The 15,713-nt window shown below is 62.1% G+C and carries 14 protein-coding genes; 1 reads left to right on the top strand and 13 read right to left on the bottom strand.

The genetic code is table 11. The features are described 5' to 3' along the window. Positions 1 to 31: 31 nt before the first annotated feature. From GR212_RS22415 to GR212_RS22380, 8 genes are all read right to left on the bottom strand, one after another. Positions 32 to 1,306, bottom strand: coding sequence for a BatD family protein (locus GR212_RS22415; RefSeq protein ID WP_163989569.1), 1,275 nt, complete (start codon positions 1,304 to 1,306; stop codon positions 32 to 34). Beyond that, positions 1,303 to 2,850: a VWA domain-containing protein gene (locus tag GR212_RS22410; protein WP_163989567.1), complete on the bottom strand. Its 1,548-nt coding sequence runs from the start codon at positions 2,848 to 2,850 to the stop codon at positions 1,303 to 1,305. The genes GR212_RS22415 and GR212_RS22410 overlap by 4 nt, the downstream gene beginning before the upstream one ends. Continuing rightward, complete coding sequence (locus GR212_RS22405; RefSeq protein ID WP_163989565.1) at positions 2,847 to 3,836, bottom strand: vWA domain-containing protein; 990 nt, start codon at positions 3,834 to 3,836, stop codon at positions 2,847 to 2,849. The genes GR212_RS22410 and GR212_RS22405 overlap by 4 nt, the downstream gene beginning before the upstream one ends. Beyond that, on the bottom strand, positions 3,829 to 4,347 hold the full coding sequence (locus GR212_RS22400; protein WP_246725870.1) for a DUF4381 domain-containing protein: 519 nt from the start codon (positions 4,345 to 4,347) through the stop codon (positions 3,829 to 3,831). Before GR212_RS22400 ends, GR212_RS22405 begins: the two co-directional genes overlap by 8 nt. Next, positions 4,344 to 5,303: a DUF58 domain-containing protein gene (locus tag GR212_RS22395; protein ID WP_163989563.1), complete on the bottom strand. Its 960-nt coding sequence runs from the start codon at positions 5,301 to 5,303 to the stop codon at positions 4,344 to 4,346. Before GR212_RS22395 ends, GR212_RS22400 begins: the two co-directional genes overlap by 4 nt. Further along, on the bottom strand, positions 5,300 to 6,277 hold the full coding sequence (locus tag GR212_RS22390; protein ID WP_163989561.1) for an AAA family ATPase: 978 nt from the start codon (positions 6,275 to 6,277) through the stop codon (positions 5,300 to 5,302). The genes GR212_RS22395 and GR212_RS22390 overlap by 4 nt, the downstream gene beginning before the upstream one ends. A gap of 65 nt (positions 6,278 to 6,342) precedes the next feature. Further along, positions 6,343 to 7,974 carry an arylsulfatase gene (locus tag GR212_RS22385; protein WP_163989559.1) on the bottom strand — a complete coding sequence of 544 codons (1,632 nt, stop codon included), beginning with the start codon at positions 7,972 to 7,974 and terminating at the stop codon, positions 6,343 to 6,345. Positions 7,975 to 8,161: 187 nt separating this feature from the next. Then, on the bottom strand, positions 8,162 to 9,373 hold the full coding sequence (locus GR212_RS22380; protein ID WP_163989557.1) for an alpha/beta hydrolase: 1,212 nt from the start codon (positions 9,371 to 9,373) through the stop codon (positions 8,162 to 8,164). A gap of 177 nt (positions 9,374 to 9,550) precedes the next feature. Here GR212_RS22380 and GR212_RS22375 point away from each other — a divergent pair, with 177 nt between their 5' ends. Further along, positions 9,551 to 10,957: a DUF1254 domain-containing protein gene (locus GR212_RS22375; protein ID WP_163989555.1), complete on the top strand. Its 1,407-nt coding sequence runs from the start codon at positions 9,551 to 9,553 to the stop codon at positions 10,955 to 10,957. A 73-nt stretch (positions 10,958 to 11,030) separates the two neighbouring features. Here the strand turns inward: GR212_RS22375 and GR212_RS22370 are convergent, their stop codons facing one another. From GR212_RS22370 to GR212_RS22350, 5 genes are all read right to left on the bottom strand, one after another. Further along, a complete protein-coding gene (locus GR212_RS22370; protein WP_163989553.1) occupies positions 11,031 to 11,546 on the bottom strand; it encodes a GNAT family N-acetyltransferase in 516 nt (171 codons plus the stop codon). Between the two features lie 75 nt (positions 11,547 to 11,621). Further along, on the bottom strand, positions 11,622 to 12,290 hold the full coding sequence (locus GR212_RS22365; RefSeq protein ID WP_163989551.1) for a CBS domain-containing protein: 669 nt from the start codon (positions 12,288 to 12,290) through the stop codon (positions 11,622 to 11,624). A gap of 281 nt (positions 12,291 to 12,571) precedes the next feature. After that, the gene (locus GR212_RS22360; protein WP_163989548.1) at positions 12,572 to 13,999 is read right to left on the bottom strand and encodes an aldehyde dehydrogenase family protein; all 1,428 of its coding nucleotides are present in this window, start codon (positions 13,997 to 13,999) and stop codon (positions 12,572 to 12,574) included. A 24-nt stretch (positions 14,000 to 14,023) separates the two neighbouring features. Continuing rightward, positions 14,024 to 15,109, bottom strand: a complete 1,086-nt coding sequence (locus tag GR212_RS22355) for an ABC transporter ATP-binding protein (protein ID WP_204326706.1) — start codon at positions 15,107 to 15,109, stop codon at positions 14,024 to 14,026. Next, complete coding sequence (locus GR212_RS22350; RefSeq protein WP_163989544.1) at positions 15,099 to 15,710, bottom strand: helix-turn-helix domain-containing protein; 612 nt, start codon at positions 15,708 to 15,710, stop codon at positions 15,099 to 15,101. The genes GR212_RS22355 and GR212_RS22350 overlap by 11 nt, the downstream gene beginning before the upstream one ends. Between the last annotated feature and the right edge of the window lie 3 nt (positions 15,711 to 15,713).

The following is a 15,713-nucleotide window of genomic DNA, read 5'->3' as shown; positions in this document are numbered from 1 at the left end:
TAAAAGTGCTTCATCGTGAAACTGAACGGTTTCAGCCCGGATTCAACTCGGGCAGAAAATGCTTCGGCGAGGAAGCCCCAGGCCGGCTTTCCGTCTTTGCCAGAAGACGTGCAACCCGGCGCCGCGCAAAGCCTCCTTCTCGGCCGGCATACAGCTCTTCCTCGAGGCGGCGGACATTGTCACGCACTTCCTGCGGCTGCCGATCCGACCAGTCCTGGAGCGTCCTGTATCCCTCGAACCGGCTCCATTGCTGGAGTGCGGCATAGACCTGCGGCAGATCGGCGGACAGGAGCTTGGCTCTCAGGCGCCTGAGCCGCGATCGTCGGGATGTCGATATGCGCAAGCGGACGTCCCGCAGCATCCTCGCGGCCTGTCTCGGGAGGCGGCGGGCCAGCCAGATGGCGAGCACCAGAAACAGCAATACGGCAACTGCGACGACGATGAGGCGGGATCCTTCGGCGAATTTGCGCCGGCCGTCCCTCTGCGTGGGAACGATCCCCGCCGTTGCAGGGGCAGCGGTCACGGTGACATCTCCCGCAGTCAGGTGGGCGAAGGCCTGGCTGTGAGCATCGACATCGAACCAGGGATAATCGATCGCCGGAAGCGCAAATCGTCCTGGCTTCGTTGCCGTATAGACGATGGTTTCGGTGCGGCGGCTCGCCGTTTCCCTGCCAAGAGCGACATTGTCTTCGAGCTTTGGCTGCCTGATGTACTGATCGAGCCCCGGCGCACTCTCGAACCGGATCGGGGGGATCAGCATCGATTGGGTATCGGACGCCGTAATCGTGATCGTCCGCACCAGAGCGTCGCCGGTCCTCATGGCTTCCGGGTCGCGATCGAAGGATTGTTTGATCCGAAGGCCCCGGGCGGCGAAGATCGGCGCGGAATTGTCGTCACCCTTGCCGACTGTGAAAGCGAGCGGTTGGGTTGCGGCAACAGCGGTCGTCGGCGTTCCATCGGCCGAATATCCAAGCTCGATCTGGATCCCCGGTACATTAAAGGCGCCCGAGACTTGCGGAACCACCACATAGCCGCGGGCGATGATGGAGTATTGCGTGCCGTCTATGGTCTGCACCGCGTTGCGAGCACGTTCCTCCGAAAGCGTCACCAAGGCATTCGGCATATCGAACAGGGGAAACTGCGGCGGCGAGGTGAAATAGTTCGGCGCGAAGACCTGGACGGTGATATGCAGTTGCTGCCCCGGCACGATGTTCTTGCCATCGTCAATATCCGCCCGCGCAAACGGCCCCGCCGCCATGGCGGTGGCAGGCACGAGCATAGCGAATACCAGCATTAGCCAGTTCATGGCCGTGCTCCCTTGGTCTCCAGGGCAAATCGCCGCGCCATCAGGTCTGCCGGGCTGATCGGGATATTCCGGATCCACATTTCCGCTGTCTGTTCCGCAAGGTTCACCGTGCCGGCCTTGCCACGCTTGCCCTTGTCGTCGAACTGGATGCTATCGGGCTTTTCGTTCGGCTCCTGCGCCTGATCGTCGTCTTCCTGCTGCTTCTTCAGCCGCTCGGCGATTGCGAGATTTGCCTCGGCCTCCGGCCAATCCTTCCTTGCCGCAAGCGCTCTGCGATAGGCGTCGACGGCCTCGTCGAACTTGCCCATGTGCATCAGGCAATTGCCCTGATTGTACCGGCTTTCCGGCGTGTCGCTCGCGGCAAAGGTGTCGTAGGCTTGATCGAAGTGGCCAGCGCGGTAAAGAGCGATGCCTTTCCACGGCGGATCCTTGAAGAGCTTGGCGGCCGTCTCGAAGTCGCCGTGCTCGAAAGCCAGCCGTCCCTGCTGGTCCGGCGTCAGCCACATATCCGCAAATTCCCCGGCGCTTGCTTCAATCGGCGTAAGCAGACGGATTGCCACCATGGTCGCCATCAGCTTCACAACCCAGCCGCGCCGGAACGACAATGCGAAAAGCAATGCCGCCGGCATGAGGAACCACCATCCCAGGTCATGCCAGCGGTCGCTATCCTTGGAGCTTTGCCGAACAAAGTTCGCTTGGATGTTTCGAGCGATCCACCGTATATCGGTGTCGCCATCCGTCATGGTCGCGACATCGGCATCCATCGCGGTGGCGGTCTTTTGCAATGCGTCCGTGTCGAGCCCCGAGGCGGTTTCGTGACCACCCGATACCGCGCCCGGATTGCCCCTGGCCGGATTGAGCGAACCGCCGGCGGCCGTCCCAAAGCCGAGGATCAGGATGTCGTTTTCGATGCTCTTGGCAGCCGTGATCGCGGCGTCCTCCACCCCGTCCGTCAGAAGCAGGATCGTTCCACTCGAACCGTCCGTCTTCAACAAGCTGTCGGCCAGCAGAAGCGCAGCGGGCGTGTCCTTGCCAGGCTTCGGCATTATGTCGGTTGCCAGCGCGTCCGTGTAGGTTTCGATCAGGGCGTCATCGTCGGTTAAAGGCACGACAAGATGCGCGCTTCCCGCGTAGGCGATCACGGCTGCGCGCGCGCCTTGCCTCATCGCCAGAATGTCATGGATCTTAAGCTTTGCGCGCTCGATCCGGCTCGGACTGATATCGGTGGCGTCCATTGATCGCGAAAGATCGACGGCGATGACGAGGGCGGCCGTGTCTGCGGCAAAGGGCGATGCCTCGCGCTTCCATGTCGGCCCTGCCAGGCCCACCGCCATCAGGGCAAGCACCAGGGCGAGCAGCCAGACCGGCCTCAGGTGGCGCTGCTGATCCGGCTCGATCAGAAGGTTGTCGAGCAGATGCGGCGCGATCATGCCTTTCCAGTGCCGCCGAATATCCGTCGTTCGTGACGCCAGCCAAACGATGATTACAGGCAGGACGATGGCCGCCAGCCACCACGGCCTTAGAAAATGGAAATCGGAGATCATCCTGCGAACCTCCGCCTTGCGACTCCGATCATGCCGGAAGAGAGATACCAGCCGGATAAAAGCAGAACTGCGGCGGCGAGCGGCCACGGGAAAAGTTCGATGCGCGGACGCCAGGAGAGGCTCCGCTGCGCCTGCGGCGTGATTGCGTCGAGAACATTGTAGATGGCAGACAGAGACGTCTGGTCGCTGCCGAAGAAGTAACGTCCGCCTGTTTTTGCCGCGATCTGTTGCAGCGTCGCCATATCCAGCTTGTCCTCGCCGCTCGCCTTCGGATCGCCTATGCCGATGGTGTGGATCGTAATGCCCTTGGTCCTGGCGATTTCGGCGGCCTTCAGAGGCGGCATCCGGCTGGCCGTGTCGTTACCGTCGGTGAGCAGGATCAGGACTTTTTCCGGCATGTTCGTCTTGTCGAACATCCGAATGGCGAGGCCGAGCGAGTCTCCCAATGCCGTGCGCGGCCCGGCGATGCCCGGAAGCAGGTTTGCGACCATCTTGCTCACCAGCGGATGATCCATTGTGAAGGGCGCGAGCGGGTAGGGGGCGTCGCCAAACGCAATCAATCCGATCCTGTCGCCGGTCCGCTTCGCAATGAAGTCTGTAACGGTCTGCTTGACCGCTTCGACGCGCGGCTCCGGCGATCCGTCAGGCTTGGCGAAATCCCTTGTGTCCATCGATTGGGAAAGGTCGAGAGCCAGCAGAATGTCGCGCTGCGGTTCCGATTTTTCGATCGGCGGCTCGATGAACTGCGGTCGCGCCAGCGCAACGACAAGCAGACACCATACCGTTGCCTGCATGGCCGCCTGTGATCGGGTTCTTCCCGCGATGACGGAGCCTTGAGACGGTGTAATGCCGGCCGCCTTGGCGACATCGTCGAAAAAAGGCAGCCGAACCGAAGGCTCGATCGAGTGGCGCGGAGGGAGCAGGCGCCACGCCAGCAGCGGGACCGGAAGCAAAAGGAGCAGCCAGGGCAGGGCGAGTTCATACATGATGTCCCTCGATCCATCGCCTGGCGCCGGCGATGGCGTCGCCAGCGGCCATCGGCGAGACCTGCTCCGGTGTCCCGTCCTTGCGATATTCGAGGTCGTCAAGCAGGCTCTTGAGAGCCGAATTTTCGGAACCGTCGAAGGAGGCGCCCAGAAACGCATTCCAGTCGGCGCCCGCCAAACCAGCCACACGCTCGCGCTGCCAGGTCGCGAGCGCCGTTCTTTTGACGATTTCCGCCAGCTCTTCCATCTGCCGGCGTTGCAGTCCCGTCCCTTCGACGTTGTCGGCGATCCGGTCCACGAGGCGCAAGGCTTCGCGGCGGTAGGCGTTTTTCCGGTATCGCCGCCATCTCGACCAGGCATAGGTGCCTAAGGCCGCAACGGCGACGATGAAAAGGACCGCCCATCCCCAGGTTTGCGGCAGCCAGGCAACCGGCTGCGGAACGGCAACGTCGTGCAGCGAACGAAGCGCGACGTTGGTCATCTGGTCGATGCTTGCTCCGGATGCCATCATCGCCTCCGCTGTCGCCAGGCCGCCTGCTCCAGGAGGCGCCGCAGTTGTGGCGCCGTTTCCTCGGCGGAAGACACCGGCAGCATGGGCAGGCCCAGATCCCGCTGCCAGGCGCGAAGCTCCCGGCCGCGACGACGGGCAAATGTGTCGATGGAACTGCGCACCGCATTCCTGCCGAGTGGAAGCTGGGCCTGCAATCCGCCGCCGCTGACGACGATATCGCCGCTTCGCGGCAGTTCCAGAAGAAACGGATCGTAAATCAGCAGGCAGATGACATCGTTGCGGCTCGACAGCCTGAGAAGGAGGTCGCGCGTGCGATCACCGTGGCCGTCGAAGTCGGTTATCAGGATCAGCAGATGGTCGTGATGGGCGATGTTGGCGACCTGCAAAAGCGTTTCGTCGAGCCTGGCCGGAGATGCCTTCTCGGTGTAGGTCGCGCAAAGCAGGGCGTTCTGCCGGGCGATCGCGTCGGCAAGCGCGACGACGGCGTTGCGGCTCCGATGCGGCTTGATCTCGGCAATGCCGGTATCGCCGATGACGAATCCGCCGATACGATCGCCCGAGCCGAGCGTGCGCCAGGCACATAGCATCGCCGCCTCGGCCGCCGTGACCGATTTCATGGATCGGCGACTGCCGAAGAACATGTTGATCCTTTGATCGACGATGACGATCGCGGGCCGCTCCTTCTCCTCGTCGTAGACGCGAACGACCGGTCCGCCGGTCCGCGCCGTTACCCGCCAGTCGATGGAGCGGATATCGTCTCCCGGCAGGTACTGGCGCAATTCCTCGAAGATCAGGCCGCGGCCGCGAAGGGCAGATTGCATGCGTCCCGCGAGTTGCTGATGGCTTCTGGCGCGCTGCACGAAGGTAAGGTCCCGCGCCTGGCTTTCGAGCGCGACAAGCCCTTCCGTCGTGACATGAATCCGTTCGTCGCCCTCCGCCGTCGCCCGGGAATTCATGAGACCGCCACCAGTTCCGTGATGCGATCGACCACGTCGTCCGCGCGGGTGTTGGATGCATGCGCCTCATAGGAGAGGATCAGGCGATGACGAAGGACATCGTTGACGACGGCCTTGACGTCGTCCGGGGTCACATAGTCGCGCCCGTTGAGCCAGGCCCGAGATCGCGCGACCTTGTCGAGGCCTATGACGCCGCGCGGACTTGCGCCGACCTGCAGGAGCTTGGCAAGCTCCTTGTCATAGCGGTCCGGGTAGCGCGTCGCGAAAACGAGAGCGACGATATATTTCTCCACGGGTGACGACACCGTGACGCTGCCGATTTCCTTGCGTGCCTGGAAGACGGCCTGCGGGTCGAGGCGTTCCGTCGCGACCGGCGGGTGGCCGCTATGGGCGGCGTTTTCCTCATCGCGATTGAGGCGCATGATCGCGGCCTCCGAGGTCTCGTCCGGATAGCCGACCTCCACATGCATGAGGAAACGGTCGAGCTGAGCCTCGGGGAGCGGATAGGTTCCCTCCTGCTCGATGGGATTCTGGGTTGCCATCACCATGAAGAGATCAGGCAGGGGGTAGCTTTTTCCTCCGACCGTGACTTGCCGTTCCTCCATCGCCTCCAGAAGGGCGGATTGCACCTTCGCAGGCGCGCGATTGATCTCGTCGGCGAGGATGAGATTGGCAAAGATCGGACCTTGCTGGAACTTGAACTCGCCCTTGCCGCCGTCGGAAAAATAGATCTCCGAGCCGGTGATATCCGCTGGCAGCAGGTCGGGGGTAAACTGCACGCGCGAGAGTTCGGAGTTGAGGTTCTTGGCAAGGCTTTTGATGGCGCGCGTCTTGGCAAGCCCCGGCAGGCCCTCGACAAGGAGATGGCCATTGGCAAGAAGGCCCAGCAGCAGGCGTTCCACCATGGTCTCCTGCCCGATGATGGACTGGCCGATACGCTTGCCGAGCGCGAGGATGTCGTCACGAGCGGTCATGAGGCAGCTTTCGATCTACAGATGTGAAGCGAGGCGCGCCGAAGCGCGCCTCACGGTGATCGCCTCTATTTTTCGATGCCGCGATCCTTGAAGGACTGGTCGATCGCCTTGTCGACCTGCGCACGGACGCCTTCGATGTTGAAGCTCGCACCCCGCTGGCTCGGAGGATAGGTGAGGAATGTTTGCAGGAAGGCGGCGGCCTGCAATTGACCCTTGACGAGAAGGTAGTCGTTGCGGACGAGCCAGTCGTTGTACTGGTCGGATACGATATCCGCGCGCTCGTAGGGGTCCATTCTGAGATTGAACAGCTTTGGAACCCGCCAGGTGATCAGAGGCGTTTGCCATACCGCGAAGCCTCCGGGCGCGGGCTGCTCGTGGAACACGACCTTCCAATCGTCGAACCGCGTTGCGACCAGATTGCCGTCGTCGTCGAAGTAGTAGAAGTCGTGGCGGGCGCTCTGGTCGGACTTGCCTTCCAGGTAGTCGAGCTGGTTGTAGCCGTCGAGATGGTTCTTGAAGGTCGTGCTGCTGCCTGCAGGCTGCCACCCCTTCAGCAAGCGGTCCTTGACGCCCGGATCACCGGCAGCGGCAAGAAGGGTTGGAAACCAGTCGAGACCGGAGAAGATGCCGTTCGTGACCTGGCCGGGCTGGATGTGTCCGGGCCAACGGATCATCGCCGGAACGCGGAAGGCGCCTTCCCAGTTGGTGTCCTTTTCGCTGCGGAACGGGGTGGTCGCGGCGTCGGGCCACGACCACTGGTTGGGGCCGTTATCCGTCGTATAGACGACGATGGTGTTGTCTTTGATGCCGAGATCGTCGAGCGCCTTCAGCAGCTTGCCGACATCGCCATCGTGCTCGACCATGCCATCGGCATAGTCGTTCCCCGGCATGCCGCTCTGGCCGTGCATCGATTCCCGTACATGGGTGAAGGCGTGCATGCGCGTCGTGTTCATCCAGGTGAAGAACGGCTTTTTCTGCTTGACCTGCCGGCCCATGAAATCGATCGCGGCGGCGGTGGTCTCGTCGTCGATCGTCTCCATGCGTTTCTTGGTCAAGGGACCGGTATCTTCGACCTTGCCGTCGGCCGATGCCTTGACGACGCCACGCGGATTGTAAGCCTTCAGGAATTCCGGATCGTCCTTGGGCCAATAGGGAGCTTCGGGCTCTTCCTCGGCGTTGAGATGATAGAGATTGCCGAAGAATTCGTCGAAGCCGTGGTTGGTCGGCAGATATTCGTCCTTGTCGCCGAGATGGTTCTTGCCGAACTGGCCGGTCGCATAGCCAAGCGGCTTGAGCGCCTGGGCAATCGTCATGTCACCGGGCTGCAGGCCGACGGGGGCTCCCGGAGCGCCCACTTTGCAAAGACCCGTCCGCAGGCAAACCTGGCCGGTGATGAAGGTCGAGCGGCCGGCCGTGCAACTGTTCTCCGCGTAATAGTCGGTAAACATCATGCCCTGTTTGGCAATGCTGTCGATGTTCGGAGTCTTGTAACCGACCACGCCCATGGAATAGGCGCTGATGTTGGTCTGGCCGACATCGTCGCCGAAAATGACAAGAATGTTTGGCGGGGCGGGATTGGCCGGCGCTGCCGCGGTCGTGGCGGATTGTGCATGAGCTGACGTCAGGAATGTTGTCGACGTCAAGGTCATCGCGGCGGCGAAGGTCGCGAAAAAGAGCTTGTTGGAAAGGGAGGTCATCACGTCCTCCCAGCAATTCGGTCGTTGAACATTACGGTCTCCCTATCGTCGGGCGGACGGATGCCGCCGCAGCTGGATCGTCGTCATTCGACGCAGGGAAGACTTCTTCTTTATCTACGGGCGCGGAAGTACGTAACGGTAAATGGTCGCGTTGCTGATGGTAAATGCGGACGTAAAACACGGATGTTCATTGCGTCAGCGGTTTCGATTCCGGATCTTCGGTCAAAGTCGACCCGAGATCGGTCGGCGAATGGTGCGTGTGCGGCTGTTCGACGGCGTTCAAGGGGGCGGAAATCGTCGTTGCCGCAACGGTTCCGACCGTCCTTGCGGTTCCGCCGATAACGGCCGCGACGCCTTCGCCGAGCGAAACGTTGGAGTCCGTCAGCGTCTGGCCCGTCATCAGCCGCTGGCCGATAAGCTGAACGATCTGGGGGCTCTCGGCGAATTTCCCATGGTTCATGCTGTCCCCGCTCTTGACCTTCGTCAGATCGATCGCGGTGATCCCGGCCTTTTCGAGGCGCGAGCGATAGGGTTCCTCGGCGGGGTTGATGGCGCCGAGCCTCTGGACGCGGCCGGTGATCCAGCTCGAAGCGGCGAGGGCACGGTCGTCCTGGGAGACGAATATCGTAAACTTGGGATGCGGGCTTCCCATCTCGACGAACTGCTTGGCAAAGACCTGAATGTCGATATCGGGCGAGGCAAGAATGACATCGCGGATCTTGGGGTCGACGTGGCCGTCGCGAATGCCCATCTGGCGCAGGGACTCCATGGCAAGCCATGTCCCCATAGAGTGGGCGAGGATCGTGATGTCCTTGACGTTGGGGTCGCGTGCAAGAATACGCAGCGCCTGTTCCAGCGCCGTTCGGGAATAGTTCGTGCTCTCCTTGTCGTATTCATAGGCGAACAGGCTTGCGCGCGACGGCCAGGTGAACAGGATCGGCGTCGCCCTCATGCGGGAGTCATGGACGATCTGTGCCAGCCGGAAGACCGAATCCTCGTACTTGTTGTTGAAGCCGTGGACGAAGACCAGGGCATGGCCATCCTCGACATGCTGCTTGAACCATGTCTTGCCCTCGGAGATCGTATCGATCTGTTTGACGCGGGTGACGGCGAAATCGGTGTCCGGGTTGGGAGGCAGGCGCCTTGGCCACTGCACGGTGCCGGGATCCCGTTTCGGCGGGATGGAGACGGCGATCTCCGTCAGATAGGGCTTCGGGCTGCGCTCGCCATTGAACAGCGTCGCCGGATTGCCGGAAGGCTGCCGCGTGGTCGCGACCAGCATATCGACCTGGGAGGTTGCCGGTGCGCCGGGGCGCAGCGCGACGGGCGTCATCACACCAGCCGGATGGCCACAGCCGGCCAGCAGAAGGAGTGCAGCGATGGCGAGGTATCGATGCATGGGCGCTCCGTCGTTGATCGCTGGCACCATCGGCAATCGCGGGCGCGGGCGTAAGTACGTAACCGTAAATGCACTGTCGTTTACGGTCGGCGGCGCCGCATTTACCGTAACGTACTCCCGCAATCGAAGTCCGCGGTGTCTTATTCCCCCGCCAAGCGAAACGGGAAGGGTGCCATCATGCGACTTGTCGTCATGTTATTCGCGGTTCTGTTCGCCTTGCCGGCGGTCGCCGCCGACAAGGCATCGCAAGCCGCATTCGATCGGGAGATCGAGCGCAATGCCGTGCAGGCAGCGGTCTGGGGAATACCCGTCGTGAACTACGATCTCATGCGCCAGGAAATGCTGGCAAAGACGCCGGGCAAGGTGGGGCAGGTCATTTACTGGGGGCGGCCGCTTGATTGGCGCAATCAGACCCTGACTCCAAATCCGGACGCCCTTTACTTCATGGTGTTCTTCACCACCAAGGATGGCCCGGTGGTTCTTGACCTGCCGCCTGCGGAAGAGGCGGCATCTTTCAACGGCAACATCGTGACGGCATGGCAGTTGCCGTTGGAGGATGCCGGCCTGCTCGGCTACGACAAGGGGAAGGGCGGGAAATTCCTGGTGCTTCCGCCGAATTACCAGGAGACGGTGCCGGAGGGATATATTCCGCTGAGATCGGAGGTGTATGGGGGATACATGCTGTTTCGCTCCAATCTCGCAAGTCACGGCGATGCCGACGTCCAGGCCTCCATCGCCTACGGGAAAAAGCTGAAGGTCTATAGCCTTGATCAGGCCGATCATCCGCCGGAGACCGTCTTCACCGATGTGAAGGATGTGCTCTTCGACTCCACCATCCGGTGGGATGGGAGCTTCTTCGAGAACCTCAATCGGGTCGTACAGGAAGAGCCGTGGATCGCACGCGATCGAGCAATGATCGATCCGCTGAAATCTCTTGGGATCGAGAAGGGCAAGCCGTTCGCGCCGAACCGGCACACGGGAACTCTCCTGACGAAAGCCATAAAGGAAGCCCAAACGCTGCTCGAAGCAAAATACGATGCGGGATTGCCGCCATTCTTCAGCGAGACGAGCCGCTGGACTTACCCCGCCTATCCCGATCTCATCAAGGCGGCCCAGGCGAATTTCGATGATCCGGACGACTGTCCGATAGAACATCGCGGCGTCGCCTATAGTTACGCCTATGTCGGCATCAAGCGGCTCGGAGCCGGCCAGTTTTATTCGATTTCCACTCGCGACAAGGAAGGGCATCCCTTCGATGGCGGCAAAACCTACCGCCTGACGGTTCCGGCGAACGTTCCCGTTCAGCAATATTGGTCGATAACGGCCTATGATCGCAAGACGCACGCCCTGATCAAAAACGTCTCGCTCGCCAGCCGCTCGTCTCAGATCCCGGAGCTTGCCAAGAAGCCCGATGGTTCCATCGATCTCTATTTCGGCCCCAAGGCTCCACGCGGCCAGGAGGCAAACTGGATTCCGACCGACGCAAAGCGGAAGTTCGAGCTGATGTTCCGCGCCTACGGCCCGACGAAAGACTTCTTCGACAAGAAGTGGATACTTCCGGATGTCGACCGGATAAACAACTAAAGCCGTTTGGTGCCTGCCAAGACAACGGGTACGGCCCTCATCGGAAACCTTGTCGGCCCGGCGCAGCCGTTTCCTACGGGGCGAGCGATTTCGACAGCAGCAGCAGCGTTGGATCGTCCGGATAGGGCTTTGCCGTGAAGCCCATGTTCTGTTCGAGTTCTATGGCGTCATAGTTGCTTCTGTCCTCGATGGACTCGATCTTGTCCATGCCGCGTTGTCCGGCTTCCTTGACCATCAGGCCCAGAAGCTCCCAGCCGAGGCCATGCCCCTTGAATTCGCTTCGTACGGAAATGGCGACTTCGGCCCGCTTCCTGTCACGATCGCAGGCGAGCACGGCGGTGGCGATCGGCACCGCGCTATCCTCCGCAAAGGCGATGTAGCTCTCTACCGCGCGGTGGTCGATGCCGATCAGATCCGCAATCTGCCGTCGTGAAACATGCTTGACCGCCGACAGGAAGCGGAAGCGAAGATCTTGCGGGCTGACATGATCGAAAAGGTCGGTCAGGAGCTGCTCGTCTTCCAAGCCCGCGGGCCTGACCGAGACCCGCAAGCCATCCCGCGTGGTGATGCTCCATTTCTGTTCCGGCATGGTCGTCTCCTGTGTTCGAATGGCATTTGACCTGCATCGCCTCACCCACGATCGGCGGCAGCCTCGGGTGGTCGTTCAAGCGATCTGGGGCGCGAGATGCAGTTCGTCAATATAGCTGCATGTGCCCCCGACAAGTTCGACGAGCACCCTGATCGCCTGGCGCTGCAATTCGGAATCGATACTGCCGCTCACACGAACCTGGGTATCGTCAACATCGACCTCGATCCGCTTGCCGTCGAGACCCAGTTCGTTCCTCAATCGCGTTTGGATCGCCAGCTTTAGAGCCGCATCGCCGGATGCGATCCTGTCCGGTGCCACGTCGGCGATGGCGCGCAGGAGATCGCGGCGGCTGACAAGGCCGACCAGCCGACCCTCGTCGAGAACGAGAACGCGCCTGATGCCATGGGATGCCAGGAGCTTGGCGATCGTGGAAATCGGCGTATCCGGCGTGACGGCAATGATGTTCGGCGTCATGATGTCGCCGACGCGCCAGGCCTTGCTCCTGATATAGTTCAGCAGCGCGCCGTCCGCTTTGCCGATATCGGCGCATGATTGTTGCAGGGAGCCGATTTCGCAGCGCGCGAGCAGGTCGCCCTCCGTCAGCACGCCGCAGACGCGTCCCAACTGATCGAGCACGGGAAGGCCGCTGATTTCGTTCTCGATCATCAGCCGCATGGCGTGGCGGACATTGGCGCAGTCATCGATCGAAACGATCGTCGTTGTCATGATGTCTTGTGCCCGCATGGCCATCTCTCCAATCGATGAACTTTGTTCAGGATGGTTCGATGTTTTCCATGGATTGGCCGATCCGACATTGATCCGCGTCAAATCCGCCGGCGAATACGAAAACGCCTGCACGTCATCGCTTCGCCCCTATCCCGGCGGGGATCCCCGACCCGCTTATGTCCGGAGCGGGGCCTCAATTTTTCAGAGGAGACGCCACCGCGACGGTCGAGAGACCGCCGCGCGCCATCGTTTCATCTTCTCACCCGGATCGCGGCCGATCGTGCCGCGGCGCGGTGATATCAGCTTCCCCAGCCGACGACGCCCTTGATTTCCAGGAAGTCGTGAATGGCCCAGTCGGCATATTCGCGGCCGTTTCCGGACTGCTTGTAGCCGCCGAAGGGGGCGAAGGTGTCCCAGTCGGGATAGTTGAGATAGACAGATCCCGCCCGCATGCGCTTTGCGACGGCGCGGGCGTGCTCGATGTTCGTCGATTGAACATAGGCGGCCAGGCCATAGACGGTGTCGTTGGCGATGCGGACGGCGTCCTCTTCGTCCTCGTAGGAAATGATGGACAGCACGGGCCCGAAAATCTCCTCGCGCGCGATCGTCATTTCCGGTGTCACATGGCCGAAGATCGTCGGGCGGATGTAGTAGCCGCGGTTCAGGCCTTCGGGCCTGCCGGGTCCGCCGGTCACCAGCGTCGCGCCTTCGCCGATGCCGCTTTCGATCAGGCGCTGGATCTTGTCGTACTGGATCTGGCTGACGACGGGGCCGAGATCGATCCCCTCGGCGCGGGGATCGCCGGTCTTGAAGGCTTCGGCGGCCTTCCGGGCGATCGCCAGCGCCTCGTCGTGGCGTTCGGCGGGCACGAGCATGCGGGTCGGTGCGTCGCAGCTTTGCCCGGAGTTGCCGAAGCAGCCGTTGACGCCCTTGGTGACCGCGGTCTCGAAATCGGCGTCGGGAAGAATGATATTGGCCGACTTGCCGCCCAGTTCCTGGGCGACACGCTTGACGGTGTCGGCGGCGGTCTTGGCGACGATGATGCCGGCGCGCGTGGAGCCGGTGAACGAGACCATATCGACGTCGCGATGGCCGGCCATGACTTGCCCGACATCGGGACCGGTGCCGTTGACGAGGTTGAAGACACCCTTCGGCGTTCCCGCCGCGGCCATGACCTCGGCAAAGATGATGCCGCTGATCGGGGCGATCTCCGATGGCTTCAGGACGACCGTGCATCCGGCGGCGATCGCGGGCGCCACCTTGCAGACGATCTGATTGAGCGGCCAGTTCCAGGGCGTGATCAGCGCGCAGACGCCGATCGGTTCCTTGAGAATGGTGGTCGTGCCGCGTTGCGCCGTGAACTCATAGGATTCGAAGGCCGTGATCGTCGCTTCAAGATGGCCGCGGCCGGCCCAGGCCTGCGAATCCCTGGCGAAGGGCAGCGGAGCGCCCATTTCGTCGCTGACGGCCTGCGCTATGTCTTCGAAACGCTCGTTGTAGCATTCGAGAATCCGCTTCAGCAGGGCAAGACGTTCTTCCCTGGAGGTCAGGGAGAAGCTCGCAAAGGCTCGCTTTGCAGCATCGACGGCCTTGTCGACATCGGCGGCCGAACCACCGGATATCGCGGTATAGGCTTCCTCCGTTGCCGGATTGATGACGTCGATCGCGTTAGGCGTGACAGGATCGACCCAGGCGCCGTCGATGAAGAATTTCAGGTGGTTTGTCATGGGTTCTCCATTGTCTCTGATTGATCAGGCCGGAAGCACGGGGCAGGCAGCGCCCGGACGCAGCGAGGCAAACAACTGCTCTCCCACCGTCATTGCGGCGGGCTGCGCCTGCCTGGGTATGTCGGCCATCAGATTGCGTTGATCGTCGGTTGCGAGGTGGACGCGCAGGCTGCGCCCGTGAAAGACGACGCTCTGCACGCGCACGCCGACGGAGTTTTCTATCCGCTCGCGCGACACCAGAATGTCTTCCGGGCGCACCCCGATCGTTGCCGCGTCGCCGGGGGTGAGCCGGGCGGCATCATCGGCGGCAAGGTTCAAGGGCAACGTTCCGGCAAGGAACTGCAACCCGTCCGCATTGCGTCCGGCGAGTTTTGCCGCAAGCAGGTTCATCGTTCCGATAAAGCCGGCGACGAAGGTGGTCGCCGGATGATCGTAGAGTTCCGACGGCGAGGCGATCTGCTCGATTGCCGCCTTGTTCATGACGACGATGCGATCGGAAATCGACAGCGCTTCGGTCTGGTCATGCGTGACCATCACGAAGGTGGTGCCAAGCTCGCGCTGCAGCCGCTTGAGTTCCACCTGCATCTGTTCGCGCAGATGCGCGTCGAGCGCGGAAAGCGGTTCATCGAGCAGCAGCACGCGCGGTTCGCAGACGATCGCCCTTGCCAGTGCGACGCGCTGGCGCTGGCCGCCGGAAAGCGCCTGGACGCGCTGGTTGATCTTGTCGGCAAGGCCGACCATGTCGAGGGCCGCGGCAACGCGCTTGCGCCGTTCCGCGCCGGCAATCTTTCGCAACGACAGGCCGAACCCGACATTTTCGGCGACAGACATATGCGGGAAGAGCGCATAGTCCTGGAACACGGTGTTGACCGGCCGGTCGAATGCGCGGAGCGGCGTTATCTCCTTGCCGTCGAGGAGTATCCGGCCCTCGCTCGGCGCTTCGAAGCCGGCAATGACGCGCAGCGTCGTCGTCTTGCCGCAGCCGGAAGGCCCGAGAAGGCTGAGGAATTCGCCCTCGGCGATGGAAAGATCGATCTCCCTGAGGCCGACGATACCGCCGGCGAAATGTTTGGAAACCTTGTCGAGGCGAAGCAGGGCGTCAGTCGCCATCACGCGCCTCCGAAGGCTTGGTCGTGTTGACCCAGAGAATGGTGCAGCGCTCTGTTCCGGGATTGCGGAACGAATGCAGCAGCGTGCTCTTGAAGGCGAAGCTGTCTCCGGTCTTCAGGAGGTAGCGCGTCGAATCGACGACGAGTTCGGCTTCGCCCGAAGTCACGATCCCGAATTCATGGCCGCTATGGGCATAGGCATCGGTGCCGCCGCCGGGCTCGACCGTCACGACCATGCCGGTCAGCGATGCGCCGGGAGGAGACAGCAGATCCTTGGTGATGCCTTCCGAATGCACGGGCAGCGGACGGCGGCTGTTGGCGCGCACGCAATAAAGATCGCTGACCGGCTCGTTGCCATCGGTAATCAGCGCGGACGGCTCGACGTCGAGCGCTGCGGCAAGCGGCCAGATCACCCGAACGCGCAGCGAAGACATGCCGCGCTCGATCTGGCTGAGTGCCCCGATCGATATGCCTGCCTTGGCGGCAAGATCCGCCAGCGACAGGTTCTTTTCGAGCCGCAGGGCGCGCACGCGCCGGCCGATGCGGACATCGGCCTCATCCGCCTCGCGCTCCGCCCTGGTTGTCAATTCATCCACGTCCATCCG

The organism is Martinezella lusitana (assembly GCF_010668395.1).
In the GTDB taxonomy this organism is placed as follows: Bacteria; Pseudomonadota; Alphaproteobacteria; order Rhizobiales; family Rhizobiaceae; genus Rhizobium; species Rhizobium lusitanum_A.
The sequence above is the reverse complement of the archived record's forward strand: the minus strand, read 5'-3'. Positions and strand labels throughout refer to the sequence as shown.

Coding starts and splice junctions, on each gene's coding strand:
- GR212_RS22390 (WP_163989561.1), bottom strand. CDS start 6,277: ATGACCGCTCGTGACGACATCCTCGCGCTCGGCAAGCGTATCGGCCAG.
- GR212_RS22415 (WP_163989569.1), bottom strand. CDS start 1,306: ATGAACTGGCTAATGCTGGTATTCGCTATGCTCGTGCCTGCCACCGCC.
- GR212_RS22400 (WP_246725870.1), bottom strand. CDS start 4,347: ATGATGGCATCCGGAGCAAGCATCGACCAGATGACCAACGTCGCGCTT.
- GR212_RS22360 (WP_163989548.1), bottom strand. CDS start 13,999: ATGACAAACCACCTGAAATTCTTCATCGACGGCGCCTGGGTCGATCCT.
- GR212_RS22350 (WP_163989544.1), bottom strand. CDS start 15,710: ATGGACGTGGATGAATTGACAACCAGGGCGGAGCGCGAGGCGGATGAG.
- GR212_RS22385 (WP_163989559.1), bottom strand. CDS start 7,974: ATGACCTCCCTTTCCAACAAGCTCTTTTTCGCGACCTTCGCCGCCGCG.
- GR212_RS22355 (WP_204326706.1), bottom strand. CDS start 15,109: ATGGCGACTGACGCCCTGCTTCGCCTCGACAAGGTTTCCAAACATTTC.
- GR212_RS22380 (WP_163989557.1), bottom strand. CDS start 9,373: ATGCATCGATACCTCGCCATCGCTGCACTCCTTCTGCTGGCCGGCTGT.
- GR212_RS22405 (WP_163989565.1), bottom strand. CDS start 3,836: ATGTATGAACTCGCCCTGCCCTGGCTGCTCCTTTTGCTTCCGGTCCCG.
- GR212_RS22365 (WP_163989551.1), bottom strand. CDS start 12,290: ATGCGGGCACAAGACATCATGACAACGACGATCGTTTCGATCGATGAC.
- GR212_RS22370 (WP_163989553.1), bottom strand. CDS start 11,546: ATGCCGGAACAGAAATGGAGCATCACCACGCGGGATGGCTTGCGGGTC.
- GR212_RS22395 (WP_163989563.1), bottom strand. CDS start 5,303: ATGAATTCCCGGGCGACGGCGGAGGGCGACGAACGGATTCATGTCACG.
- GR212_RS22410 (WP_163989567.1), bottom strand. CDS start 2,850: ATGATCTCCGATTTCCATTTTCTAAGGCCGTGGTGGCTGGCGGCCATC.
- GR212_RS22375 (WP_163989555.1), top strand. CDS start 9,551: ATGCGACTTGTCGTCATGTTATTCGCGGTTCTGTTCGCCTTGCCGGCG.